At 59.5% G+C, this 24464-nt stretch carries 20 protein-coding genes and 4 pseudogenes; 14 read left to right on the top strand and 10 right to left on the bottom strand.

The features are described from left to right. Positions 1 to 19 precede the first annotated feature (19 nt). Positions 20 to 1311 (bottom strand): annotated as a pseudogene (locus CBM2586_RS29700) (site-specific integrase). Positions 1312 to 1794: 483 nt separating this feature from the next. On the opposite strand from CBM2586_RS29700, the gene CBM2586_RS29695 reads away from it, so the two are divergent. Then, the gene (locus CBM2586_RS29695; protein ID WP_012354504.1) at positions 1795 to 2787 is read left to right on the top strand and encodes a DNA-binding protein; all 993 of its coding nucleotides are present in this window, start codon (positions 1795 to 1797) and stop codon (positions 2785 to 2787) included. A gap of 115 nt (positions 2788 to 2902) precedes the next feature. Here CBM2586_RS29695 and tnpC read toward each other — a convergent pair. From tnpC to CBM2586_RS29675, 4 genes and pseudogenes are all read right to left on the bottom strand, one after another. Then, a pseudogene (tnpC, locus tag CBM2586_RS29690) lies at positions 2903 to 4171 on the bottom strand (IS66 family transposase); the annotation flags it as partial. A gap of 29 nt (positions 4172 to 4200) precedes the next feature. Then, the gene (tnpB, locus tag CBM2586_RS29685; RefSeq protein WP_012354502.1) at positions 4201 to 4548 is read right to left on the bottom strand and encodes an IS66 family insertion sequence element accessory protein TnpB; all 348 of its coding nucleotides are present in this window, start codon (positions 4546 to 4548) and stop codon (positions 4201 to 4203) included. Then, on the bottom strand, positions 4548 to 4910 hold the full coding sequence (gene tnpA, locus CBM2586_RS29680) for an IS66-like element accessory protein TnpA (protein WP_012354501.1): 363 nt from the start codon (positions 4908 to 4910) through the stop codon (positions 4548 to 4550). The genes tnpB and tnpA overlap by 1 nt, the downstream gene beginning before the upstream one ends. Positions 4911 to 4964: 54 nt before the next feature. Then, entirely contained in the window at positions 4965 to 6371 is a 1407-nt protein-coding gene (locus tag CBM2586_RS29675; protein ID WP_012354500.1) for a hypothetical protein, read from the bottom strand. A gap of 335 nt (positions 6372 to 6706) precedes the next feature. On the opposite strand from CBM2586_RS29675, the gene CBM2586_RS32275 reads away from it, so the two are divergent. The 5 genes and pseudogenes from CBM2586_RS32275 (at position 6707) to istB (ending at position 12140) form a co-directional block, all read left to right on the top strand. Continuing rightward, the gene (locus CBM2586_RS32275) at positions 6707 to 6898 is read left to right on the top strand and encodes a hypothetical protein (protein ID WP_012354498.1); all 192 of its coding nucleotides are present in this window, start codon (positions 6707 to 6709) and stop codon (positions 6896 to 6898) included. A 382-nt stretch (positions 6899 to 7280) separates the two neighbouring features. Further along, positions 7281 to 7967, top strand: coding sequence for a hypothetical protein (locus tag CBM2586_RS29670; protein WP_018003851.1), 687 nt, complete (start codon positions 7281 to 7283; stop codon positions 7965 to 7967). Continuing rightward, positions 7967 to 8815, top strand: a complete 849-nt coding sequence (locus CBM2586_RS29665) for a hypothetical protein (RefSeq protein WP_012354496.1) — start codon at positions 7967 to 7969, stop codon at positions 8813 to 8815. Before CBM2586_RS29670 ends, CBM2586_RS29665 begins: the two co-directional genes overlap by 1 nt. Positions 8816 to 9809: 994 nt before the next feature. After that, a pseudogene (gene istA / locus CBM2586_RS29660) lies at positions 9810 to 11326 on the top strand (IS21 family transposase). Beyond that, positions 11304 to 12140, top strand: coding sequence for an IS21-like element helper ATPase IstB (gene istB / locus CBM2586_RS29655; protein ID WP_012354406.1), 837 nt, complete (start codon positions 11304 to 11306; stop codon positions 12138 to 12140). Before istA ends, istB begins: the two are co-directional and overlap by 23 nt. 142 nt (positions 12141 to 12282) lie before the next feature. On the opposite strand, the gene CBM2586_RS29650 is transcribed toward istB, so the two are convergent. The 3 genes from CBM2586_RS29650 to CBM2586_RS29640 all read right to left on the bottom strand — a co-directional run bounded on the left by CBM2586_RS29650 (position 12283) and on the right by CBM2586_RS29640 (position 14198). Next, positions 12283 to 12483 carry a hypothetical protein gene (locus tag CBM2586_RS29650; RefSeq protein WP_155892727.1) on the bottom strand — a complete coding sequence of 67 codons (201 nt, stop codon included), beginning with the start codon at positions 12481 to 12483 and terminating at the stop codon, positions 12283 to 12285. Positions 12484 to 12957: 474 nt separating this feature from the next. Next, positions 12958 to 13836: an ImmA/IrrE family metallo-endopeptidase gene (locus tag CBM2586_RS29645; RefSeq protein WP_012354492.1), complete on the bottom strand. Its 879-nt coding sequence runs from the start codon at positions 13834 to 13836 to the stop codon at positions 12958 to 12960. Beyond that, the gene (locus CBM2586_RS29640) at positions 13836 to 14198 is read right to left on the bottom strand and encodes a helix-turn-helix domain-containing protein (RefSeq protein ID WP_012354491.1); all 363 of its coding nucleotides are present in this window, start codon (positions 14196 to 14198) and stop codon (positions 13836 to 13838) included. Before CBM2586_RS29640 ends, CBM2586_RS29645 begins: the two co-directional genes overlap by 1 nt. Before the next feature lie 133 nt (positions 14199 to 14331). Between CBM2586_RS29640 and CBM2586_RS29635 the strand changes: the two genes are divergently transcribed. The 6 genes from CBM2586_RS29635 to CBM2586_RS32720 all read left to right on the top strand — a co-directional run bounded on the left by CBM2586_RS29635 (position 14332) and on the right by CBM2586_RS32720 (position 18074). After that, the gene (locus tag CBM2586_RS29635) at positions 14332 to 14616 is read left to right on the top strand and encodes a DUF3892 domain-containing protein (RefSeq protein WP_025586725.1); all 285 of its coding nucleotides are present in this window, start codon (positions 14332 to 14334) and stop codon (positions 14614 to 14616) included. A gap of 28 nt (positions 14617 to 14644) precedes the next feature. Continuing rightward, positions 14645 to 14830, top strand: coding sequence for a hypothetical protein (locus tag CBM2586_RS32270; protein WP_012354489.1), 186 nt, complete (start codon positions 14645 to 14647; stop codon positions 14828 to 14830). Between the two features lie 170 nt (positions 14831 to 15000). After that, a complete protein-coding gene (locus CBM2586_RS29630) occupies positions 15001 to 15237 on the top strand; it encodes a multiubiquitin domain-containing protein (protein WP_012354488.1) in 237 nt (78 codons plus the stop codon). After that, positions 15212 to 16384 carry a ThiF family adenylyltransferase gene (locus CBM2586_RS29625; protein ID WP_115691553.1) on the top strand — a complete coding sequence of 391 codons (1173 nt, stop codon included), beginning with the start codon at positions 15212 to 15214 and terminating at the stop codon, positions 16382 to 16384. The genes CBM2586_RS29630 and CBM2586_RS29625 overlap by 26 nt, the downstream gene beginning before the upstream one ends. Next, positions 16381 to 16833, top strand: coding sequence for a DUF6527 family protein (locus tag CBM2586_RS29620; RefSeq protein WP_012354486.1), 453 nt, complete (start codon positions 16381 to 16383; stop codon positions 16831 to 16833). The genes CBM2586_RS29625 and CBM2586_RS29620 overlap by 4 nt, the downstream gene beginning before the upstream one ends. Before the next feature lie 389 nt (positions 16834 to 17222). Then, positions 17223 to 18074 carry a hypothetical protein gene (locus CBM2586_RS32720; RefSeq protein WP_012354485.1) on the top strand — a complete coding sequence of 284 codons (852 nt, stop codon included), beginning with the start codon at positions 17223 to 17225 and terminating at the stop codon, positions 18072 to 18074. Here the strand turns inward: CBM2586_RS32720 and CBM2586_RS29610 are convergent. Next, positions 18049 to 20253, bottom strand: a pseudogene (locus CBM2586_RS29610) (SNF2-related protein); the annotation flags it as partial. The gene CBM2586_RS32720 and the pseudogene CBM2586_RS29610 sit on opposite strands and share 26 nt — an antisense overlap. A gap of 832 nt (positions 20254 to 21085) precedes the next feature. Between CBM2586_RS29610 and CBM2586_RS29605 the strand changes: the two are divergent. Beyond that, entirely contained in the window at positions 21086 to 21451 is a 366-nt protein-coding gene (locus tag CBM2586_RS29605; protein WP_012354483.1) for a toxin-antitoxin system TumE family protein, read from the top strand. Continuing rightward, positions 21448 to 21798: a helix-turn-helix domain-containing protein gene (locus tag CBM2586_RS29600; protein ID WP_012354482.1), complete on the top strand. Its 351-nt coding sequence runs from the start codon at positions 21448 to 21450 to the stop codon at positions 21796 to 21798. Before CBM2586_RS29605 ends, CBM2586_RS29600 begins: the two co-directional genes overlap by 4 nt. 911 nt (positions 21799 to 22709) lie before the next feature. Here CBM2586_RS29600 and CBM2586_RS29595 read toward each other — a convergent pair. Further along, a complete protein-coding gene (locus CBM2586_RS29595; protein WP_012354480.1) occupies positions 22710 to 24176 on the bottom strand; it encodes an ATP-binding protein in 1467 nt (488 codons plus the stop codon). Positions 24177 to 24464: the final 288 nt, after the last annotated feature.

Here is a 24464-nt window from a genome sequence, read left to right as displayed (position 1 = left end):
CCCTCCGGAGCCAGACTGATCAGCTCCAGTGAGTATCGGTCAGCGGATCGTGCAACGTCACCTCAATGAAGCAATTGCAGAGGTCCGCGTTTTCGTGCATGTCCGCGAGCAGCACCTCGATGGCTTTCTCCAGCTCCGGCCCTGCGGTGAACGGCATGACGATTTCATAGCGGGGGCGGCGCTGCTCGAAGACGCGCATCTGGTACTGGGACAGGCAGAACTGCTCGATCCAGCGGCGCGCCTTCGACTTGCCGCGCACGAATTTGCTGTTGCGCTCGATGTATAGGTCAACCGTCAACCGCGTTTCAGGCACGGGCTTGGGCGGAACCGTGGGACGTCGCTCGGGCGGCGGCGCCGACGGTAGGGTGGCTGGTGGCGGTGCCAGCGCTGCTTCGATACGGTGCTGCGCGAATGGGTCTGCCGCGTCGATGTAGCGCATGGCCGAGCGGACATCCTTCCAGCCGACGTATTCCATCAGCATCTTGAGGTCCCACTGGTTCGCGTTTGCCCAGGTGGCAAAGCCGCGCCGCAGCGAGTGGCTGCTGTAGCGGTCCGCCTGCAGCAGCCCCGCATCCTGGAACAGCTTGCGCAGCAAGGGCACGACGCTGCTGGCTTGCAGCCCCGCTTCGGCGATCCGTCCCCAGCGATCGATCCGCCGAAACACAGGGCCCGCTGCCAAGCCTGACGCGGCCAACCAAGCCACATAGGCAGCCACCGGGCAGAGGCGCGACAAGGCAGGCGCCTTGTGCGTCGTGCCGGCGTGGTTGCGGTCCGTCTTGGTGTGCGGCAGGAAGATCGTCATGCCCCGGCCGGGCTCGACGGTGATGTGCTCGATCTGCAGCCGGCTCAATTCGTCCGACCGGAAGCCCCGCCAGAAGCCAATCAGCACCAGGGCCTTGTTGCGCGCCAGGACCTGGAGGTGGTGGTCATTGCCTGTCATCGAGGCCGCAGCAATTTGGGCGTCGAGCCACACCACCAGTTGCTCGAACTGAGCGAGCTGCAGCGGCTTGGCGCGCCGCTCTTGTGCGGGGTGCAATGCCTGGATGCCCTTGAGCACCTTCCGCACGTGTGGCGCCCGGTTCGGATCTGGGAAGCCTTGCGAGACGTGCCATTGTGCGATTGCAGCCAGGCGCTGACGCAGGGTGTTGATAGATAGCGTCTGCGCGTGCTCGGCCAGGTAACGCGCGATGCTGTCGGCGCTAGCCGCAGAAAACCACCCCATTCGACCTCGAAATGACGAATGGCTGCCTGGTAGCTTCGCCGCGTGTTGTCGCGGGTGGCGGCTTCCAGGTATCGGTCGACGTCGTGCATGGCCAAGGGGAGCAAATAGCGATGGTGCGGATGCGTATTGTCGCGCTTGTCTGGCCTCCATGACCATTTCGGAATCCTCTTGTGCGTTTCGCCACCTCGAATCGCTCCACGTCCGGGGCTATTCGTGAGGAGCTGCAGGGCGCTCTGCGCCGCCCAGCTGCCTGAACTTCTCCGTGATCGGGTCCGTATGGCGCCGTAGATCGCGAGCAGGTGTGCGGGCGCACGATCTTGCCGGTAAGGGGCATTCGTCAAGAGTTGCCCAGGTGCAACAACGCCCGGGCCGGTCGAGACCGCGGAAGGTTGCCCAGAGGCTGTGAGCCATTTCGTACTAGCGGGCCGGTTGGAGAGCCTCTCGCCAGGGCCTCACACGTGATAATCTGCCATTATCACCTGTCAAAAATCGACGAGAATCCGCTTGCTTGACGGCTCCATTTGGTATGTATATACATAGTACGTAATACGGTATCAAATTATAGGAGCACCATGGCCCGTGCCGGTCTAAGCCGTCTGGATGTCAAACGCGCCCGCGATTCGTTGATGGCCCAGGGGCAGCATCCGTCGATCGATGCAATACGTATCGCGCTGGGCAATACCGGCTCGAAAACGACGATTCACCGCTATCTCAAGGAACTGGAAGAAGAGGAAGGCGGGGCGCTCCAGCGGGCCGGCTCGACCTCCGATGCCATCCTGGATCTGGTAGGCAGGCTGGCGGCACGGCTGCACGAAGAAGCGCAGGCAGTGGTCGACCAGCAGGTCGCGGCCGCCACCGCACAGCGGCAGCAGGTCCGAGCGGAAGCCGACAAGCTGTCCGCTGATCTCGTCGCACTTCGCGCCGAACTGGCGCAGGCGCATGCCACCGTTGCCGAAGTGCGGGCCGCGCACAGCGACACGCAGACGGCGCTGCAGCAGCGGGCCCTGGAGGCCGAACGGCTGGCGCAGCAGGTCCAGGATCTCACCGAACGGCTGGCCGAACACGAAGGCTTCCGGCGCTCGCTGGAGGAGAAGCTGCAGCACGCACACCAAGCACTGGAACACTTCCGCAACGCCAGCAAAGAGCAGCGCGATCAGGAGGCACGCCGGCACGAGCAGCAGGTCCAACAACTGCAGGCAGAAACCCGGCAAGCCAATCAGGCGCTGATCGTCAAGCAGGGGGAGATCACGCAACTGAACAAGGACGGCGCACGGCTGGTCGCGGAGATTGCCGCCTCGGCCAAACGCAGCCGCGGCCTGGAGACGCAGGCGGAACAGGCACATGCCGGGCTGAACCAAGCTCGCGTCGATCAAGCCCGTGCGGAAGCCGAACGCGATGCCCTGCGCTCCGCGGTCCAGCAGCAAGCGGACGAGCTAACCGCCGAGCGTGCCGCGCGCGAGCGCCTGGCCGGCGAGTTGGCCAAGGTCACCGGACGGCTCGACGCCCAGCAGCAGTTGCTGGCCGACTATCGGACACAGCTCGGCGTGGCTGGTCCGGCAGCTTGAATGCGTAAGGTTTTGCACAAAAAGGATGGCTCTTGCGAAATCGGCGGATTTTCAACCCATTGATTCACAAGGAAAATCTGGAGGAAACCGTAAGATTTTGCACGAAAAGGACGACTACCCCGTACAGGATCGCTCGACTCGTGTCAGATTTGCGCGAGAGCGTCTCCAACGTGGCTCTCAGCCACGCGTGGAGTTGATCGAGTAGTGGACGCGCTTGCGCCTGTCGATACGCCTGGCGCACATCGGGTGGTTTGCCCCGGATCTGCTCTTCGATCTTGTAGAGCGCGCCGATGCGTTCCAGGGCCTCGGTATTCAAGGAATTGGGGCGAGCTGCATACAATTCGTAGAACTGCCGCCGGGCATGGGCCCAGCACGCTGCTTCGGCAACCCGTCCCGTTTCGTAGATCGCCTGGTAGCCGCCGTAGGCATCGGCCTGCAACGTCCCGTTGAACGATTCAAGATGCTGCTGCGGGTGGATGCCCTTGCGGTCCGGCGTATAGGCAAACCAGACGGCCGGCGGAGTAGCATCGCCCGACGTCCGGTCGTCACGCACATACACCCACAAGCGTCCAGTTTTAGTCTTGCCATTGCCTGGCGCGAGCACCGGCACTGGCGTATCGTCGGCATGGAGCTTCGTCGCCGCCATGACGTGTCGACGCAGTGTGTCGACGAGTGGTTGCAGCAGCGCCGCACTGTGACCAACCCACTTCGCCAGCAACGAGCGATCCAGCTCGACGCCTTCACGCGCATAGATCACCGACTGTCGGTAGAGCGGCAGGTGATCCGCGAACTTCGCGACCAGCACGTGGGCCAGCAGTCCCGGGCCAGCCATGCCTCGCTCGATGGGGCGGCTCGGCGCAGCAGCCTGGGCGATGTGATCGCAGCATGAACACGCCAGCTTGGGTCGCACATGCCGGATGACCCGGAAGCTCGCTGGCACATATTCGAGCTGTTCGGAGACATCCTCGCCAAGCTGCTTCATCGGCGCACCGCATGCCGTGCAGGTATCACGTGATTCGGGCCAATGAGTCTGGAACTCGCGCGGCAGGTGTTCTGGCAACGGCTTACGTTGTACCTGTTCCGGTGCCGTACGCGGCGTCCTGTGGATCTCGATGGGTGCGGCACCTTCGTCGGCCTCGAGTTCTTCTAGGCGAAGTTCGAGCTGTTCGATCTGGCGGTCCAGCTTCTCCGAGCGACGGCCGAACTGCATGCGGCGCAGCTTTGCAATCAGCAACTTGAGATGCTCGATCTCCGCCTTGTCCGTTGCCGTCGCTGCCTTCTGCGATTCGACCACGTCTTGCAGATGCCCGATGCGGGCATCGCGCTCCAGCAAGAGGGCTTTGAGCGCTTCGATGTCGTCCGGGTACGCGTTCGCCGTCGTCATGCCAGCAGTCTACGCGCCGGCACTCAGGTTTACAACGCCGAGATCGGCTCCGCCGTGCGCACCGGCTGTCGCCAGTCGATGCCTTCCAGCAGCATTGAGAGCTGCGCCTGGCTCAGGCTGACGACACCTCCATCCGCACGAGGCCAGACGAAGCGGCCGCGTTCAAGCCGTTTCATCAGCAGACACATGCCATCACCGCTCCACCAAAGCACCTTGACCAGATCGCCTCGTCGGCCACGGAACACAAACACGTGGCCGCTGAACGGGTCCCGCTCTAGCACGGTCTGCACCTTCGCGGCCAGGCTGTTGAAGCCAGAGCGCATATCGGTCACACCAGCAGCCAGCCACACCCGCGTTCCAGCGGGAAGGCCCGGCATCACGAACCCACTCCCAGCAAGCTCGCCAGCACGAGCTGCAGGACATCAGGCTCGGGCTTGCCTTCGAAACTCACACGCATGCCACGACATTCGATGACGAGCCCGGTCGATCCAATCGGCTCCGGCCTCGGCGGCGATGCTATCTGAACGGGCAGGAATAATTCCGAAGGCTCGGATGCTGACGTCGCAGCTCGCTCATAATCCCGCCGCCACTTCGACACGAGATTCGCGTTCAGGCCATGCGAGCGCGCAACTTCTGCCAGTGAGCTTGCCGGGTCCAGCGTTTCCGCCACGACCTGCGTGCGGAATTCCTTCGAGTAGTTCTTGGAGCCTCGCCGGCGACCCCGCGCCTTGATTTCCATTTCTTCTGGTTCCCACCAAATTCTGGTGGGAACCAGATTGCCGCCTATGGCTCTTCATGAACAGACGGTGCTGGGGCCACGCTTACGAAAGAAGCGGTTGTCGCTTTCAATGGTGTCGATAGCAGCTTCTGCCAGGCTACGATATTCGTCCACCCATCGTTCATGAATGGTGCGGAAGAAGTTGCCGTCTTGCAGCTGTCCAATGTGCTCGAGCTCTCCTTCAGCATTTTTGAAGACACTTGCATTTAGCAGCGTTGCGTGAACGTCCACGACGTGGACCACCAGTTGAATGGCTGCGTCGGAGTGTCGCTTTTCCAGTAGCGACACAACCTCGGAGACTAGTTCCGTAAGTATTGCTACGGTTTCGTCGTCACCGGGATCCTTGGGGCGCCCAAGATCTATTGACCACCGCAGTAGGGTTCGAGCTAGCACGCCGGGCGGGGGAGCATTTCGTACGCTGCAGATAGGCGTCTTGCTGGACGTTGGTGTGCCAGGACATATCGGAAGCAAAAGCCATGGTTGCCGACCAATAGCATCTTGCGCGCTCCAGTCCGTCATTTCGATCTTCTGCGCTTCTTGCAGCCGACTCATCCATAGGCGGATGGCCCAATCAAGTAGACGAAGGCGAATGTCCACGATCCGCAAGCCAGGGCGGCTGGTCAGTTCCACGCAGGCTTCGTCGTCGCCTAGCCGGAACCACTCAATTCTGGGCTGAGTCGGATCGCTATCATCTGGCGTGTTCGGTACCCATCCGTTTTGCTTTGCTGCGAGTAGTAGCTGAGTGGGTAGGCGCAGCGCCATCTCGCGCGGCAGTGCCACATGGACAGCGTAACTGGAGATTGCTCTTAGGCGGTGGGTATCAGAGAGGAAGAGGACTGTGCGGAAAAGGAAAATGCCGGTTAGAACTGCATTGAGGAGAAACCATCCGACGTTGCCCGCCATGAAGGAGGCAACCAAGTCCGCTTCGTGATAGGGAACAAAGAAGTACTGAAAGGTCATCCAGGCAAGTAGGCAGACCGAACTGGTTCCCGAGACGAGCGCTCCGGAGTCCAGAAGATAGACCTTCAGGCCAAGTTTTGCCGTTGCCCGCTGTTGGAGGTTGACAGCAACGAACGCGAACACTATTGGGTAGGACAATGCCGCGAGCGTTGCTTGCGTTCCCCACAGTGCTGTGAAGTAGGGAAGAGAGTCGCTAGCTTTGGCGTGCGCGAGGACTAGTCCGGGATACTCGGGCAGTGTTAAGCAAAGAATCGCGGCAAAGAGGACGGCCGCAAACACTGAGAAGGAAAAGGCAGCGAGATGGTTGCCGCAATACACCAGGCAACCATGCAGTCTTGAGTACTTGGTTGCCCTCCGCTCGGTGTTCTCCCGGCGCCACTGCTTCTTGAAGCGTTTTGCCTGATAACTAAGGGTATTGAAAAAGATCCCATACATTACCGTGCCAAGTGTGCCGTACCACACTGCGGAGTCGAAGTACAGGCATGATAGCGGCAGATTGTGCGTGGAGCGCCATTGGCTGCTTTCGTCGGCGACGGGAGAGTAATTTTCCTGCCGTTTGAGTTGGGTATCAACGAACTGTCAACGCAGTCGGGGGCGTATCTTGGTTAGGGCCCTTGTTGGGCTTGGTTGCAGAACGCCACGGCGCAGCGCCGGGGCCGAGCGCGCCGAAGCCGAGGCGGCGCTAGCGCGCCAACTGCTGGCAGACTTACGCCTGCCGCGCGAGCGGGAGGGCGCCGGTGGGGGCCGGCGCCAACCAGGCAGACAGCAAGGATAGCGACGGCAACGATGACTACGACATGACCATGGCGGAGCTGGCAGCAGCGGGGGGCTTCGATCCGCCGCCCCCTCCACCACCGCCCCCGCCGCCGCCGGTGGTCTGGTACCGCAACGCCGCCGGACAGAACTGGGACGGGACCGGCGAGATGCCGGACTGGCTGTGGCGGGCAGTCAATGCGGGGCAGAGCGGGGAGTCTTATCGGGTCGGATAGCGGCGTCAATACCGAGGGGTCTCCTTGTGATAGCGGATTCTCCTTATCTTGGCGCGCCCGCTTGCCAGATTTCCCTGATGGCTAGTCGACACGTGATAGCTATCCGTAACTTTCGGGCGTCTGTCTTGCGCCACGGTTGCCGACCAAGGACAATACTCCGTCAAGCGCTTTGAGCGCCTGATGCGCAACATTAGATCGGGTCGCCGCATGTCGTCGAGCCGATACCTTCTAGGGAGCGGCCTTGATTAGCGTCTTGCACGCAGATGCGTATTGTGGATTTTCGGGCTGGGTCAGTGACCACGATGCTGTCCACGCGACAGGCGCTCAACCTGTTTTTGTGGGGCGCGTTCTGTGGCCAGGGGCAAGTGAGCCGGAAGATACGGTGATCAAGCTTTACCCAACCGATTCGTGCGGCGTGGCAAACGAGGTCATCGGCTTTACGGCGAATGCCGTAAGGGGAGTCGACCAGCCAGCGAGGGGAGGAGTCATTCTGCTGAACCGGGAGATGTTGCCAGTCTTCGATGCCGATGTCACAGCCTACGTAGATCGGAGTACAGGTCTGGCCGTGTGCTGGGCTGCCACGTTGGTGCAGAATGCCAAACCGTTCCGGTTCTTGCGCCGTCTGTCCACTTTCGACCAGGATCAGCTTGCCGCTTTCTTTAGAAGCAAGTTTGCTCACATCCTCACTGGTGTTGACCATGCCACAGGTAACAGCGATCGAAGTGATGCCAACTTCTTATACTTGGACGATATGAAGTACGTTGCCATCGACCAAGGCGCGGTAGGTGGAGGCCCTTATTGGCATTCCTCCTGGCCAGACGAGACGGCCGGAAATCAACTCAACCTCGCGGCACAGAGGGAGATGACGGCATCCCAACTTTCGTCGTGGTATGCATCAGTGCTACAGGAGGGTCTTAAGACGCAAGACATCTGGCCGGAAGTGTCAAACCAACTGCGTAGGGACTTAATCGGCCTCCTGGACTCGGAGCAGATCGACACGATCGTTGAATACATGAGCACGCGCGCCAGCAATGGTACGCTTGCGCAAGCTTGCGGGCGCTTAATCTAATGGACCTCTCACTTCTTCTTTCGCGAACAGCGGCCGTACGCGAGCCAGTCTTTACTGGAGAGTGGGCGACCGTTTTCTTCCGTCCGGACCTGGCCAGTCAGCAGGACTTTGTCATAGGCGTCGCGGCGGTGATCAAGGGGGACGAGCGTCCGCTCCTTCGATGGCTTCCGGCGTTTAACAAGCTTTCAAGTCTTTATGGAGATGCGCTGAGCGGAACTGACCTTCGTGATTTGGTGAAAGGCATCGAAAACGCTATTGGCGCCAGCTTCCGAGAGGGTCTCTCCAAAGCAGCGACTGGGACGCCACACGTGCGGATGGTGAGTTGCGGTTACCTTGCCACGGATCATGTCGAGAAGGAACTCACAAGCTTGCTCAAACGCCAAGCTGGCGCTCTTTGGGTCGATGTTGCGCCACGCGAATCGCCGATGGATGATGATTGGGCATACATGGAGATGCGCAAAGCCCTGGCTTCGTTATCGAGAAAGATCTTTGTGCCAAATCGTGAATTGACCATCGGCGCAAGGAAACTGCATGTGGGACTAGACAATGGGAAGAGTTTTGGGAATATTCTCTCAGCCCGATATTCCAGTATGCAAACTGTCGAGCGTCACGTCTATAAGTCGCTAAAAGACGTTCTTGTTGCGCACAATCTTACACATCGACACGCGGCGCCACCCGCGCTGTTCGTTGTCTTGCCTGATCCGGAGACGCCGGTCGAAATGGCAATAGCGAAAAAGACCGGCCAGTTGCTTGAGGAAGTGCAGGATATGGGCGTCGTTTCGTATTCCGATACGCGGCCCGATGCTCTGGCTGGGCAACTCGAAGGCTGGCTCATAACAAATCGCTAAGCGGCCTATCAACCCACCTCGGCGAGCTTTTTCTTGACAGTGGTTGTGCTGCCAGACCTACACACATTTCGGTGCGCCGAGAGGGGGTCCCTTTGATTTCCGCGCAATTTACTGGGGTAGCCACCCCTAGCACCCATACGGGTTTCCGGGCGATGCTCAGTTGAAATCGCCGTCAAATCAGACACTTGCTGACTTGTCCTTTTCCGCCATTTCCCAATGGTCCTACTCCACTGGAGCCCTGGCACGGGCCGGCCGAGCGGCTACCCACTCCGTAGCCATCACCAGAATCTGCGGAATTGCGCCGCCTGATTGGCTGGTGGGAGCCGCCAGGGGCGCGGGCCGCTGTCCGACCTCACGCGCCAGCTCCTGCTCGCCTACTGCCAGGCCTTGCGACAGGGCGCGGCCAGCCCCGACGGTCGCGGCGATCGCACACGCCGAACGCCGTTGGCCGACGCCACCCGCATGCGCGCTGGACTCGTAACAGCAACCTATTGATTTAATGGGAATTTCAGGTGGGCATAGTCCGGAGAGCCGCATGAATGCTAGGGGTCGCTACACATTCAAATTGCAGAGAAATCAAAGGGACCCCGGTCAGGGGCCAAAATTGGAAGCACCCAGCATGAGTTGCATATATGGATGCGCGCAGCGCGTCCTCGGAGCGCTTCCACACGGCCTCGGCCGTTGGCCGACGCTGACGGCAATCAGGTAGTCAAGGTCGAAAATGTCGTAGCGCCGGTGCGGGCCATCTTATCCATCTTGTGACGCCACCCGCCACGTCGGAATGCCGACCCCGAAACTATCAAACCACTCCCGAATCCCGTCCGCCACAAAGCTTGGATGGGCGGCGACAATCATTTTGTCCGGCGTAGCGACAAACATCTTGGCCGGTGGCGGGAACTCGGAGGCGGCGTAGCCGCCGGAGAGTTTCCGCCACCGGCGGCGCCGAGTTGGCCGGGTTCTACGATGGCTGATCGCATCAATAAGCGGTCAGTCCATGTCTGGAACCCGTATTACCGACCAACAGGTTAGCCTCTACATGTCCAAACGCAAACAGCATACCCAGGAGATTGCCGCTGCCAAGGCCGGCATCAGTGTGCGCAGTGCCCGGCGTATCGAACGTGATAGCCAACTGCCTTCGCAGAAGCCCCGCCGTTACTGGCGCTCGCGGCCCGATCCATTCGTCGAGGTCTGGGACACCGAGGTCGTGCCGATGCTTGCTAGCGAGCCGCGCCTGCAAGCCATCACCATTCTGCGCAAGCTCCAGGACGACCATCCCGACCAATACCCTGACAGCATGCGCCGCACGCTCGAACGGCGCATCAGCAAGTGGCGGGCTGTGTCTGGACCGGCCAAAGAAGTCTTCTTCCCACAGGAACACGCGCCGGGGATCCGGGCACTGTCGGACTTCACCGATATGCAGGCGCTGGGCATCACCATCTCCGGCGTTCCATTCCCTCACCGCCTGTATCACTTCGTGTTCGCGTTCTCGCGCTGGGAGTACGCCCAAGTGGTTGAAGGCGGAGAGAGCTTCGAGGCGCTGTCCTCGGGCTTGCAGAACGCGCTCTGGCAGGCCGGCGGCTGCCCGCGAGAACATCGCACCGACAGCCTCTCGGCGGCGTTCAAGAACCTGAAGGAGCAGGAGGACTTCACAACGCGCTACGAAGCCCTGCTGGACCACTATGGGATGACCGGCACCCGTAACAACCGCGGCCTGGGCCACGAGAACGGCAGTGTGGAATCATCCCACCGCTATCTGAAGGAGGCTGTCGACCAGGCACTGATGCTGCGCGGCCACCGGGACTTCGAGGATCGAGCCGCCTATGAGGCGCTCCTGCGCGAGGTCGTGATGCGTCGTAACCGGCGTCATGCAGCGGCGTTCCGTCTCGAGCGCGAGCAGTTGACGGACCTGCCTCCCGGCGCACGACGGACTTTGCCGAAGAGGAAGCGCGTGTCACCCGTTGCAGCACATTCACCGTGCGCGGCATCCTCTACAGCGCGCCGTCCCGCCTGATTGGTCACCGTCTGAAGGTGCGTGTGTACGGCGACCGACTGGACTGCTACCTGTCCGGAGCCATGGTGTTCAGCACTCCTCGGGGCTCCCACGCCGCGCACAGCACCCGCCGCGCTATCGACTATCGGCACTTCATTGAGGGGCTCAAACGTAAGCCGCAGGCCTTCAAGGGCCTGGCGTTCCGGGACGATCTGTTCCCTCGGGAGGCCTATCGGCGAACCTGGGAGCAGCTTGATGCCCGGCTGTCGCAACGCGACGCGTGCAAGACGATGGTTGGCCTGCTTGAGCTGGCGGCCATGGACGGTATCGAAGCCGTGCTGGCCGTGCGCCTGGAAGCCATGTTGGGCGATGGTGATCTGCCGGATCTGGAAGCGCTGCGCGAGGAGTTCTCGCCGCGGCAAGCCGATCACCCCGTCATCCATGTCCAGATGCCGGCGACCAGTTGCTACGACGCCCTGCTGGGCCAGGGGTCGCAGCATGAACGCGCCGCTCCCAATTGATGCCGCCCGCCTGACGTTGATGCTCAACGAACTGCGCCTGCCCACCATTGGCCGGCTCTGGCCAGAGTTCGCACAGCGCGCCGACAAGGAAAGCTGGCAGGCAACCCGGCTGCTTGGCGCCTTGCTCGAACACGAACTGGCCGAACGGGCCAAGCGGCGTATCGAACGACACCGAACCGAATCCCGCCTGGATCCAACCAAGACGCTGGCTGCCTTCGACTTCAGTGCTGTGCCCATGGTCTCCAAGGCGCACGTGATGGCACTGGCGAGCGGTGATTCCTGGCTGGAGAAAGGTGCCAATGTGTTGATCTTCGGCCCGCCGGGCGGTGGGAAGAGCCACCTCGGATCGGCCATCGGGCATGCCCTGATCGACGCTGGGTACAGGGTACTGTTCACGCGTACCAGCGAGATCGTCCAGAAGCTGCAGGCAGCCAGGCAGAGCCTGCAGTTACCTGCAGCCCTGGCCAAGCTCGACCGCTTTGACCTGATCATCCTGGACGACCTGTCGTACGCCCGCAAGGACCAGGCCGAAACCAGTGTCCTATTCGAACTGATCGCCGAGCGCTATGAGCGGCGCAGTCTGCTGATCACGGCCAACCAGCCGTTCTCAGGCTGGGACAACGTGTTCCCTGACCCCGGCATGACCATCGCCGCGATTGACCGACTCGTCCACCATTCGACGATCTTTGAAATGAACGTCGAAAGCTACCGTCGGCGCACCGCAAGCGACAAGCAGTCTGCTCGCCGACGACAATCATCCAGCGACAACGACAATCACCGCGACATCGATAACGGAGCGACAACCATGACCTAACACTCACCGACAATCATCCCGGCCAACCGGCCAAAATGATTGTCGCTGGACCGGCCGTCCTGCTTGACGCTATCTACTTGGATCACAGGTAGCGGCGTCTGGAACGCATGCTTGGATGAGGTCTTCGACGTCAAAACGTCGTTCAGGCTGCGCCCGCCAGACGCGGTCGCAAGCTGGGATGGCGAGGTGCTGGTCTTGGATGGGGGCGTAACGCATGGCGCAGACAGGAAATGAAGTTTCCCATATTGACGGCCGCCTCGCCGATTTCTTGATCCATCCATTGCACTTCCGACAAGCCAATTGGCGACGGGAACTGGACCGTCAGGTCCTGGCTCAGCGTCATGGGGGTTTCAAGCCAGTCCGGCCAATTCCGGATTTTCAGTCCGGCGAACTGGAGTAGTCCGGCTAATTCCGGTTTCCTACAATCGGGTCATATGGCAAACGACAGCAGCAACAAAGGCGCTCCCCTCTCACGGTTTTTGACATAGCCCCCCCGTATGTCTATTGCCGATCGCGGGGCAACACCAAGGCCGGCCAGAAGGCAAGGCGCGGCGCGGGGCCGACCGACATTCCACGACCTTCCGCGGCAGATGTCGCCAAAGGGCAACGCGCTTCGTGTGTCTGGCGGCCAGTCTCGCATTGACGTTGAGCGCTGTTGCCGTTCCGAGCGCGACACGGGGATGGTCCTTTTGCTGCAATTGGATAGCCGATGGTAGTAAGTCGCCAAGCATACGTCCTTCCCGTTTATCGATATAGTGGGCGGCTAAACGCCGCCCACTATATCGATAAAAATTCGCTAGGCTGCATCGTCCGCCTACTATCGCTTGAATCGCGGGGTCCAAGACTCGATAAGAGATCGCTCTTCCTCCTCGTCTTCTGGGGAGGGTAGGTCGATGTCGTAAAGCACTGTCAGTGTTTTGCCATAGCGGCCAAGACCAACAACGTCTTCGCAGATCTCGATGCTGCGTCGGCCGCCGAACCAGTGTTGGAGATTTGAACCTTCTTCGACGCGGTTCCCGTGTCGCACATTGACCGGGTCCTGGTTGAACGCGTAGGTGGCTGTATTTTGCGGTACCGCTTTCCGCTTCCTAAGCCAATCAATCCCATCAAGATTCCTTAGCGCCTCAGACATAAAACAGTGGTCAATGATGCCGCTGCGGCTAACGATGATCGCCACAGCCTCGCGAGTGCATTGCGCATATCGAATTGCCGTGGCATGGATGGACGTCTTGCACAGCACCGCAAGTCTTTCGATAGCCGCAAGACCGACACCGGCACGCTCAAGTGCCGGAAAGAACAGATGGCGAGGCATCAGGAAGCTTGCGGCAAAGCGATCGGCCTCCGCTTCATACTTGTCTCCAGACAAATATCCTGCGCGTGACACATGCGAGCCGGCGTCGCCAACGATGACGGCATCTACGTGGCCGGGCAGGTAGTAGTGGCCTAGCTCGTGACCGACGCTGAAGTTCTCAAAGCCTTCATTCTCATGGTGCGTGGCATAGGCAATGGCGAAGTCATTGCCATACCGGACAAGCATTCCTGAGACACCTTCATTTTCCATGGGCTTCGCGACCACCTCGATGCCGCAGTCGCGAGCGATTGCTTTAGGGTCGACCGGAAGTGCAGCGATCCCAAGGCCCTTGATGATCTGTTCCGCGGCGAGAGAGGCAAAGGCATAGGGATCGGCTTTTATCATTATTTGCCTTTTTCCTGCGCGCGCTTGGCAAGCATGGTTATCAGATCGTCGGCCATCTTTCGGTCCGATGGTTGAAGTGACCCATAATGCCTATGAAGGCGATCCGCTCCAGCCAGAGCCTTGAAGTCCTCAACACGGCCTAGAAGGTAATCAGTAGTGACATCAAGGCTGTCAGCCAAGATGCGCAAGTTATCAAAGGATGGTTTTCGGGTGCCAGTTTCGAAGTGAGAAATCGCGGACGGCTGCATCCCGGCCTTTTGGGCTAGTTCGCCCTGGTTCAGGCCGCGATACTCACGCGCCGTTCGCAATCGACTTGGAAAGACGGCGGACGGTGAGGTGGGCGGGGGTGTTGACTGCGACATGACGAAAGCGTATAGTAAAAATTGACTGATTCGTCATGGCCCCGCGGGGCCTCTCTTTCGGTCAGGAGCATGACGAATTCGTCATATTGTAGATGACGCTTCTGGCAGCAGCAAGAAAGAAAGGAAGATTGTTATGGCTGACGCACGTGTAACTTGTATCAGTAAGCCCAACCCACAGAGCCCGCACGAACACATCACACATCTGGGTAATCCAGCCGCGGATTGGATGTGGACACGCGAACAGGTAATCCAAAGCATCGATGCCAAGACCAACACGTTCTATGTGTTGGACCCGTCTACAGGCAAGCGCGCCGACATTGGCGTGGTCCGGGACGCTGGGAAGGCACCGTATCTGCGCACACATGCGGACGGCCGCTGGAACAACAACCTGCTGGCGCTGAACCAGTGTCCGTTGTAGTAACGCCAATCTACCTAAGGAGGTCCCTATGGTGACCACGAAGAAGCCGGGTGAAAGCACCGGAAACAAGGGCGGGATCTACCAGGAGATTGGTCCGCGCGGTGGCAAGCAGCGGAACTACGCCACAGTGCCAGACAACAGGTCACTGCCCACGACGACTAAGCCTGGGCGTACCTGGACTCCAGTAAAGATCACGCCGAACAGCAGTCGCTAATCATCGCGTCACTTTCTACGGGCAGCTGGAATGCCCGGTTTGAGGCCGACACCGTTCACCAGTGCAATGGGGGCCGAGTTAACTTGCATTGAAGTGATGTGTTGTATGCATTGTTGTGCGTGCAATGACGCACGTTTAGACCTTTGAATTACTGCCTAACGAGGACCACTATGAATCCCCATGAGTTTCAGATTTTCATCAACACGGACCCCAAGAAGGTGACGGGCCCACAAATCACTTTCGAGAAAGTTTTGGAGTTGGCCAACATTAACGTGTCGGGCGTTGACCTTGGCTTGTATGACGTGGATTGGAAGCACGGTCATAAGGTGGGAAGCTTGACGCCCGGTCAATCGGTGGATCTCGAGAATGGGATGAAATTTGATGCTGGCAAATCGAACCGCTCCTAATGCCGACTTGCAGCGTCTCGTTGACGAGGGTTACGAGATCAGCCTTGAAGGCAGCCACCTGATCGTCCACAGGGTGCCTTATGTCAAGCAGTCCCGTACGCTTGGCTATGGGACTATGATTTCGACGTACGCCGAGCATGCCGGCGTACCCGCGATCCTCGACCACTGGGTGTTTTTTACTGGGTCGATTCCATACAGGGATGACGGTGTTTCGCTGGAAAGTGCGATGGTGGCTAATTCCACTCCCCAGACTGTGGCGGGGCGAACTGCACTTTGCCAACTTTCATATAAGCCGGAACCAATCGGCGATATGCTCAGTTGCTATTACAACAAGCTGACCCACTACATTCGCAAACTAGGCAGCTACGCTTCGGCCATTGATTCCACGGCTAGTGCGCGCGGGAGGGGTAGCTTTACACGCCGGGACACGGCGTCGGTTTTTCACTATCCGAACTGGGCCACTGCGAGGGCCGGGCTCGAAGCATACGAGGCCAAACTTGAGCTTAAAAAGGTGGCGATCGTCGGGCTAGGTGGAACCGGGGCTTATATTCTCGACGGTCTGGCGAAGACGCCGGTGGCAGAGATTCACCTGTTTGATGGTGATATCATCGAGCCACATAATGCGTTCCGGGTGCCGGGCGCACTGCCAATAGAAACTGTGTACGGTAAGCACAAGAAGACGGACCTTCTGCAGCAAACCTTCAGCCAGTTCAGAACCGGCATTGTTAGTCATCCGGAGATGGTGGCCGAAGCCAACCTCGGGCAATTGCACGATTGTCAGTTTGTATTTATTGCGGTCGACCATGGCCCGTCGCGCGGTCTCATCGCACGGTACTTGGCGAACGCCCGTATCCCGTTCATTGATGTAGGCATTGGTGTGGACAAGAAGCCGGATCTTCTCAAGCTACACGGCCGGGCGCGGGTAACATTGGTCACACCAGACACCGCGTATCTGGTTGACTCCCTTCCGACTGCCGATGATTCCGATGAGGCAGTCTATGGCAACATTCAATTGGCTGAGCTCAATTCGATCAACGCAAATTTAGCCTTAATCCGATACAAGCAGCATCTGCAGTTCTTTACGGATGAAATCTCGCCAAACGTGATCAATTATAAGTGCTCCTGGAACCATTGCACCCATCAATGAAGATACGCACGATCCGCCCGGAATATGTGGAACATTTTCCAGCCAATTTAGAAGAGGGCGTCCTTTATATTAGTGAGGAGTTCGAGACTGCTGCCCATCTTTGCTGCTGTGGTTGCGGTGAAAAGGTTATCACACCGCTAAACCCAGCGAAATGGCGAATCCGGAAAGAGGGAGAGGCGGTGACCCTTTTGCCATCTGTTGGAAACTGGAAATACGCCTGTAAGTCACACTACAACATAATCCGGAACCAGGTAATCAAGGCCGGAGCATTCGATGCCAAAGCCATTGAATCGGTACGGCAGCGTGATCGGCGCGACATGGAGCGCTATGTCAGTCGAACCAATGCCGCGTCGGAAAGGCAGACTGGGAACAACCCTCCAACCTCGGGAACAGCGCCGGGACTTATTCGTCAGCTGATAGATTTGCTGCGCAAGTGGTGGAACACTTAGTTCTGCGCCTTTATCGGTAGGCGCCAGACCCCGCTAGTCGGTGGTTGAGGGGGATTTCGAACTACGATATAAGGGGCAATACCTGAAGCCGAGAGAGGGCGCTGTGGTGCACGCAAGGACCAAAACCGAAGTGGCAACCATCAAGCTAACGTTGCAATTCCGGGGGGGCTTGGGAGGCGGCGACCGTTGGAAAAGGTCGCCGATTTGCCAACATGTTTGAAGTGCTTATCCTTGGCTACCGCCAGTGCCACAGCATTGAGGTGCTGGCCATCGATCATCGGACGACGAGCCCGTGCCGCTCAAGAAGTCTGTCGCCAAGAAGGTGGTGAAATGAGGGACCTCGTTCCTCAGGTCGTCTCGCTGCCGCCGCTGCACGGGGGAAATATTCCATGAGTCAACCCGTGTTCTTCGAGGCCGAGCGCAAACGTTTCTTCAGGCCCCTGAACAGCTCACGTCGGGAGCTCGTTGTCGCTTGCTTGCGCGCTTTGTACGAGCGCCTGCACGGGCCAGCAGCCGACTATGCGCACACAATGACGCGTGACTTGCTACGCGAACTGCTCATGGCGGTCGTGCGTGACAACCCCGACCGGCTGACCACGGAAGCTGAGCCCGACGAATTCAGCAGCGCAGACGGTGAGCCAGTGCAACTGACGAACCTGCTGATGCGGGCCCTTCTGACCGACGGCTGGCTTGAACAGTTCGCAGACCGGCATGGCCTGGTCACGGCATTTCGATTCTCGCGCCCGGGCAAACTCCTTGCCGAGGCGCTCTGGATGCTTGACCGGCCGGGTCGAAGTCGCCAGCGAAACATGCGCGGCTGCCGCAATGCGCTCGAAGCAGCGCTTCAAGCCCGCGGCGATGCTCACGACCTGGTCGACGCCTACGAGTACGCCGAGAAGGTTATCGAGGACCTAACCGAAGGCATCGATTACTTCCAGGAACTCGTGCGCCACCTAATGCAGACAGCCTCGGTCCAACGGCAATGGAGCGAATTCGTCGAATTTCTTGACCGTTTCCAGCGCGAGTACTCCAAGCAGTTGACCGCGGACAATGCGATGCTCAACCGGGAAGCCATTCGACAGAACCTCGAGCGACTGCGCCAGGTAAACGATGCGAAGTTTCGTCGGATTGACGAGCAGTTGCACGACATCGCCCACTGGGCGGCAAAGGAGCACACTGGACCAACCGTCTACGAATGGCTACTGGGTCGAATCGAAGCAAAGCGTAGGTGGTCAGGATGAGATCATGCTCGCCGATCTGGTCAAAGCGCTCGTGACGCTGGGATCCGTGCAGAGCCAGCACGCGTAGCCTCGGAGTGAAGCGCTGCGCTTCCTCGCACCAGTTGTGCATGAGCGTGGTCGGCACGACGATCAGTGCTGGCCGGTCCAGCCTGCCACGTTCCTTTTCGGTGAGGATGTGTGCAAGTGCCTGGATGGTCTTGCCGAGGCCCATATCGTCGGCAAGCACGCCGGATAGCCCGTGCTCGCGCAGGAACTGCATCCAGGCAAGTCCCTGGCGCTGGTAAGCACGCAGGTCGGCCTTCAGCCCACGCGGCACTGGCACGTCCGTCACGCCACGACCCGCCATCAGACGCTGCGCGAGCAATCGGATCGATGCGTCGCCATGAAACTGCCAGCGCCCGGTCTGATCCAGGGCATGGAGTCGCGCCGCATCCCACTTGGAAATGCGCATGCCGGTGCCCAGCGAGTCGAACAGGTCGATCAGCACGCGCACGACCGGCTTGAGCCGGTCCGCCCGTAGGCGCAGCCGTTCGTTGCGATCGGTTTTCAGGTCGATCGCTTCGTCGTCAGCGATGGTCTCGAGCTGGCCTGACAGCCAGCGCGAGTCCCGACGAAAGAGGTCTGCCAGCAGTAGTTCCAGGCGCACCGTGCGACCATTGACGGTGATGCCCATCTCGACGTCAAACCAGCCATCGCCGGTCGGACGCAAGTTGCCGTCAATGGCCTCGATCTCGATCACGTTGTGTCGAAACGCGTCGGTCATGACGACGCGCCAGCCGCTTGCCCGGAGCGCGGGCAATACCAGCGTCATGAGGTCTGGCCAGCCGCCGTCATCCTCGGGGCCCAGCAAGCCAGGCGGAAACGCTTTCGGGCCCTGAGCGCGATGGGCCGGAATCTTTCGGAAACCGGCCTTCTGTAGCTCTGTCAGACGTTTGCGCTCGAGCTCAGTTGACCTTCGGATCTGTATGACTTCACCGCCAGCGGTTCGAACCAGGGTCGTGTTGCTGTTTGCGGGAAGGCTGTGACTCGCGTAATCAAAGCTGACCGTCGCAAAATCCAATCCGCCCTGGGAAGCAGACGGCGACCAGCCCGCGCCCCAGACCGGCAGGGTATCCAGAGCCAGGACTGGGACCGGTACGGAGTCGATCATCTGAATGGACGACGCGTCGGCCGCTGGTGGCGCAGGGAGGTCCGGGGCAATTTCACGTAGCACACTGCCAACGAGTGCCGCTTCGTCGAGCGTGATGGCCGGCATCGACAGGAAATCCGCGACCTGCTCCGCGGGCCACGGTAAGGCGAGGAGTCCGGATTCGCCCGAATGCGCATCCACATACCAGCATGGCTGGGTGGTCGTCAGCAACAGGGTGGCGGGTGGCTCGGCCTGCAAGACTGGCCGCACGCGTGAGTCGGCCTGCGCTTGCCACGTAATCTGTGCGCTGCGTGCGGGCCCGCTGTGCACGAGACAGGGCGTTCCGGGGTGCATCGTACCCACAGCGGAAGAGGCAAACAGGCGGCCGGTAGCGATCAGCTTCTCCAGGGTAGCGGCACCGGTTGTGCCCTCTAAACTGAAACCTCCGGAATAGGCGCCAGAGCGGCCCAGCCACAGCCCGCGCAGGATCGGCAGATCTTCCTCGGTGACAAATTTCGGCGGCTGGATCAGCGCTTTCTCCACGTTCTGCCACGGATCGTCCAGCGAGCGAATCGTCCCGTCAGCGCCCACGCGGGCCTTGTACAGAAAGATCTCGGCGCCGCGATAGGATTGTTCAATCACGTAAGCCAGTGCATGCGTGGCTTTGGCAGACTTTTTCTTGGCAGCGGGAGTGGCCGCCGTGCGTCGGGCGCGAAAACCTTCGAGCCAGGTCACCAGTTCGGCGCGCACGCCAGTGGCCGATGGCTTGGGCTGAAGCGCAAGCCCGGCGATCAGCAGCGCGGCAACGTGCTTGCAGTCAACGCCGACCGGACACGTGCATTCCCCTTCCACCCACATGTCTTCGTCGATGTCGTGGAAATACGCACGCACGTCGTACGGACGCGAACGTGTGCCTTGCACCAGACCCGCTAAAGTATCCCCGTCGATCCAGCGGAGTTCCGAGACTGCGCTCGCATAGGAGCGGGCCTTGGACACCGTGAAGGAGTCCAGCCATGCTGCGATTTGCCTGGGGTCGTAGGAGACAGACATCGGCCGAGGGCTTCAGGTTGACAACGCGGGGAGCATTCTACGCGGGGAGGCTGCCGGCGGATATGGAAACGATCCAGTTCCGTCAAGCCCGAACGGTCTGGACATGCCGGCGTCGGTCAGAGGGGAGGGCGCCGAGTGGCGCAGCCAAGGCGTCGAGGCCCGGCGCAGGGTGATCAGGATGGAGGCGTACGGGCGCGACTGCCGCCAGCGATGTATCGCCCACTTGTGTCCAGTCGTGGTGACAGCGGTCCCACCAAGCGGCGTCTTCGCTGTCGCTGGCCACGGGTCGAGGGCGCGCCGGTATTGGGTCTGGACGATGACCATGGTGGCAGAACGAATCGAATTGCGATGCGGGCTGTGCACGCCTCCGCTACGATGATGCCATGCTTCGAGCATGGTGCCCACGAGGTGCGCGGCTGCGCAGGCTGGCCCAGTCCGCAGCCGGGGACTGCCTGACGCCGCTGGTCAGTGGTCACATTGGGGGATTGCGGCGTCAGCTCTCCTCTGGCCGGTGCACCGAGGCGAGCGAAAGACCAGATGCCGGCACAGCCGATCCAACAGCGTTGCGTACCGCATGCGGTTGGCCTACCGGAGCGTCCGGTTCAAGGCCGCCTTGTTCGAGCGCACGGGGCGGAACTCGGTAAACGTGTCACCGCTGGTGTCACCAATTCGCGGGAGGGCGGCAAGAATGCGATTCCTGTGCGAACTTCGAAAGCCTTCAAAACGTTGTTTCTACTCCAAATGTGCGCCATTAGCATCATGGCTTGGTGACGCGCCGGCTAGATCGGGAACCCCGCTTTTTCTACTTTATCAGCAGGTGATATAGTTAGGTATGAAACGAGACACGGCTATTGATACCCTGCTTGACCTGCATGGTTCGATCCTCGATCAAGGGGGCGGTTACTGGATCAAGCTCGAAGCCTGGCAAGTCGAAATATCGAAGGAGATTCCCCATGGCATCAGGTACTCCCTCACCCTGCATGAGCCGTATGGCAAGAGAATTCTTGGGTATGACAACGCGCATGCAGTGAAGCCGCCCAAGAAATTTAAGTATGCCGGACGCATTTTGGCTTATGACCACAAGCACAGGCACGTGTCGGATAAAGGGGTGCCCTACGAATTCAAGGATGCACAGCAACTGATGAACGACTTTTTCGCAGACGTTGACCGCGTTCTGTCGGAGGTGAAGAAGAGATGAAAACCATTGTGATTGGCATCATGCCGCAAGAGAAAATCCGTGAGCGCGTGTTGGCAATTGCGCGGGGTGAGTACAGGCCGAAGGCCAGCGAGCCTAAGATCTGGTTCACTTCCATGAAGTCGTTGGCCGAAGTGCTGAGCGACGACAATCGTGCTTTGTTGAGGGTCATCACCGAGACCAAGCCGGAATCCATCTCAGAACTCGCACAAGCTACGGGCCGCAAGCCCGGCAACCTATCGCGTACGCTGAAAACAATGTCCAACTATGGCATCGTCGACCTCAAACGTGAGAAGAACCATGTGCGCCCGGTCGCCAAAGCTACGGATTTCCGAATCCTTGCCGCTTAACGACCCCCTCAGAGCCGCTGCGTGTCGCAGGGGCGAAGTCGCTGCGACCGTCGTCTAGCACGCAGACCTCACCGTCCAAAATGCCTCCGTCGAGGAGATTGGCGGGGGCATTCACCAATGGCTCAGTTCGACCGCGCCGGCGAGAGAAACCAGCCCGGATGAGCCTTCTTGCCGATAACGCTCCAGCAGCCGCCGGAATTGCCGATCCGTGATCTCCCAGCCGTTCGGCGGCCACGCCTGGCCGCAACTGACCATCCACGACCGCCTGGACGATCTGGAGCCTGTCTAACTCACGCATGCTTACTGTAATGACCTCGGTTCCCGCCATTCCCGGGCCTATGAGCATCTCTGCTCCACGCCGCTCGAACGTGACCAACCGTGCCAGTCGACTACGTATGCAGGCGAGTCGTTAGCCCGGTGACAGCTAATCCCTCCCAACAGACTGTTCCGGCATGTCCGAGCCGATCCCGGAGACAGTCGCAGGCTCCGCCATAAAGTGCTTTCTACGCCACAGAGCGCATAAGAATACTTATGTTAAATGGTTATCGTGTCTGGATCGTTCAAGCGTCCGACGGCTTAGACAATGGGCTCAGAAACGAACGGAACCATTCCGTGGTAAATGCGCCGGACTTTCAAGTGTGAAAGTTAAGATATGGCGAAGGACTACAGGTAGTTGCGGGCGGCGTCTATGGTTGCCCGGGATGGGGCGCGCCCTGTCCGCTCCGAAGAGTTCTCCGAGAGGCTTTATAGGCACATTGCCTCGCGTTGAACCACGACGCATGGAGCACAGAGATGGTGCTGCTATCAAATGACCATCAAAAAGAGCGTGTCTCGTAACACATTGATTTTATTGGTGTTTCCACTTTTAGGCGATCCTGCGCAGCAAAGTACGAAGCTAGTTGTCAAATAAGCTATGCCCAGTACGGCACATACTTCATGAACTTGCGGCCTGCAGTCTCATCGTACGGCCGAAGCATGCCACCCTCCACGGCCTCCTTGATCAGTCGCGACGCCGTCGCACTGTTCTGGACCGGAATGCCGAACCGATCTCGCAAACTCGCATTGGTCATATAGTCGCGCTGGACGTACCGAAGGCATGCATGCAGGTAGCAAGCACGCACTCGGTCGGATTTGTCCATTTTCGTAAGTTCTTTGTGCGCGAATAAGGTTGCCCGCGTATGGTCGGAAACTGTCGAGAACTCCGGAGCGGGCAGCTGGTAAGCCTCCGTGACCGACACTACCTTATCCACGCCGCTTCCCCGTTCCTCGCAGATGCCGAAGCGCCGCATGAGGGAAGCAAGCCCTTCGTTCCGCGAACGCGGGGGCGTATCCAGGAATCTCTCGACATTGATGAGTGGACTACCAGGATTTGTCACCTCCATCCGGTCCTTAAAGATCTCTATCATCGGCCCTGCTCCTCCCAAGCCAAAATCCTGATGGATGAGCGCGTTGGCCGCAAGCTCCCGCACTGCCAATTCCGGATACATGGGAACATCCTTTCGGATAGCCTTGCCGATGATCTCGTTGGACGGCAGCAAAGCATTGATGTAACCGATCAATCCCTCAAAGCCAGCCGCGTACCCCTTCGCACCAACCTGCTCGCGAAGGGTGCTGACGCGATCTCTGCCTTCGTAGGCGATTACCCGCACTGCTTTGCGCCGCAGTCCACTGAAGTCTTCCAGGCGCTTGGCGAACAAAATAGCGCCAAGGTTGGTGATGTCCCAAGATCCGCTATCGTTGCGCCGGATCAGGCTTTCCGCGGCCAAGCGCTCCAAGACCTGGGAGCGGTTTTCCGGCAATGGAATTCCTGCCAGATCGAAGTACGCCGGATAGTCGAGGAGAGACACAACCTCCTCGTCCGAAGCGTCGCGGCGAGCGACCATTGCCTCGAATGGTGTCTCGTCAAAGATGCGCCAGAGCTCGCGCTCTTTTTCCGGAAATTCCTTCAGCTTCTTCTTCAGCGACCCGATCCTGACAAATTCATTGTGCATGAACTGAACCGGATGCCGGTAAGCGCGACCAACTTCGAGTACGACAACGCGTTGACCATCAACTTCCACGGACTCGAAAGAGAATAGAATTTTCGGGCTGAGCAGGCGCAATAGCCAGTTCTCCAGCTCTTCGTTGCCCACCTTCGCGGCCTTGGGGTCGAACATCGTGCCGACGAGTTCATGACTGGCATCGTCGACTCCCCATATCAAATACCCGTGGGCACGGTTGGCCAGAGCCGCAGAATTCGACAATGCCGAGATGTACTCACCGATTTGCTCGTGGTCCACTCGATTGCGCTTGAACTCAAGCCACTCGGTCTCCGTTGGCAGCTTACAGAGTTCGCGAACGAGGCTCGCAGGCCTCTCTTGTGCGGATGGTAGGTTCATGCTGACGATGAAAGGGGTGCGCTTTGCCTGCGGCGCAGACTAGAATTTTACCCGACCGAAATCGTCCGCTCGCTATTGGCGCATGAGAGCCAGGACTTCCGGTGCCGTCTGGTCTCTACGAATCCGCGGACAGGGCGAGGTTCCCGGCTTCTTGGGCTTGTAGCTGCAAGCGGGAAAGGACGAACGGAACTCACCGTAGGGACCGGTTCGAAAGGCCAGAGCCCCTTGCTTGCACAGGGGCAGCTCCTCTCTCGGATGCCTACCGGCATTGGCCGCATTCGGGCGGCC

Source organism: Cupriavidus taiwanensis, from assembly GCF_900250115.1.
GTDB classification, from domain to species: Bacteria; Pseudomonadota; Gammaproteobacteria; order Burkholderiales; family Burkholderiaceae; genus Cupriavidus; species Cupriavidus taiwanensis_B.
Note: the sequence above shows the minus strand (reverse complement) of the source record. Positions and strands in the feature narration are given on the sequence as shown.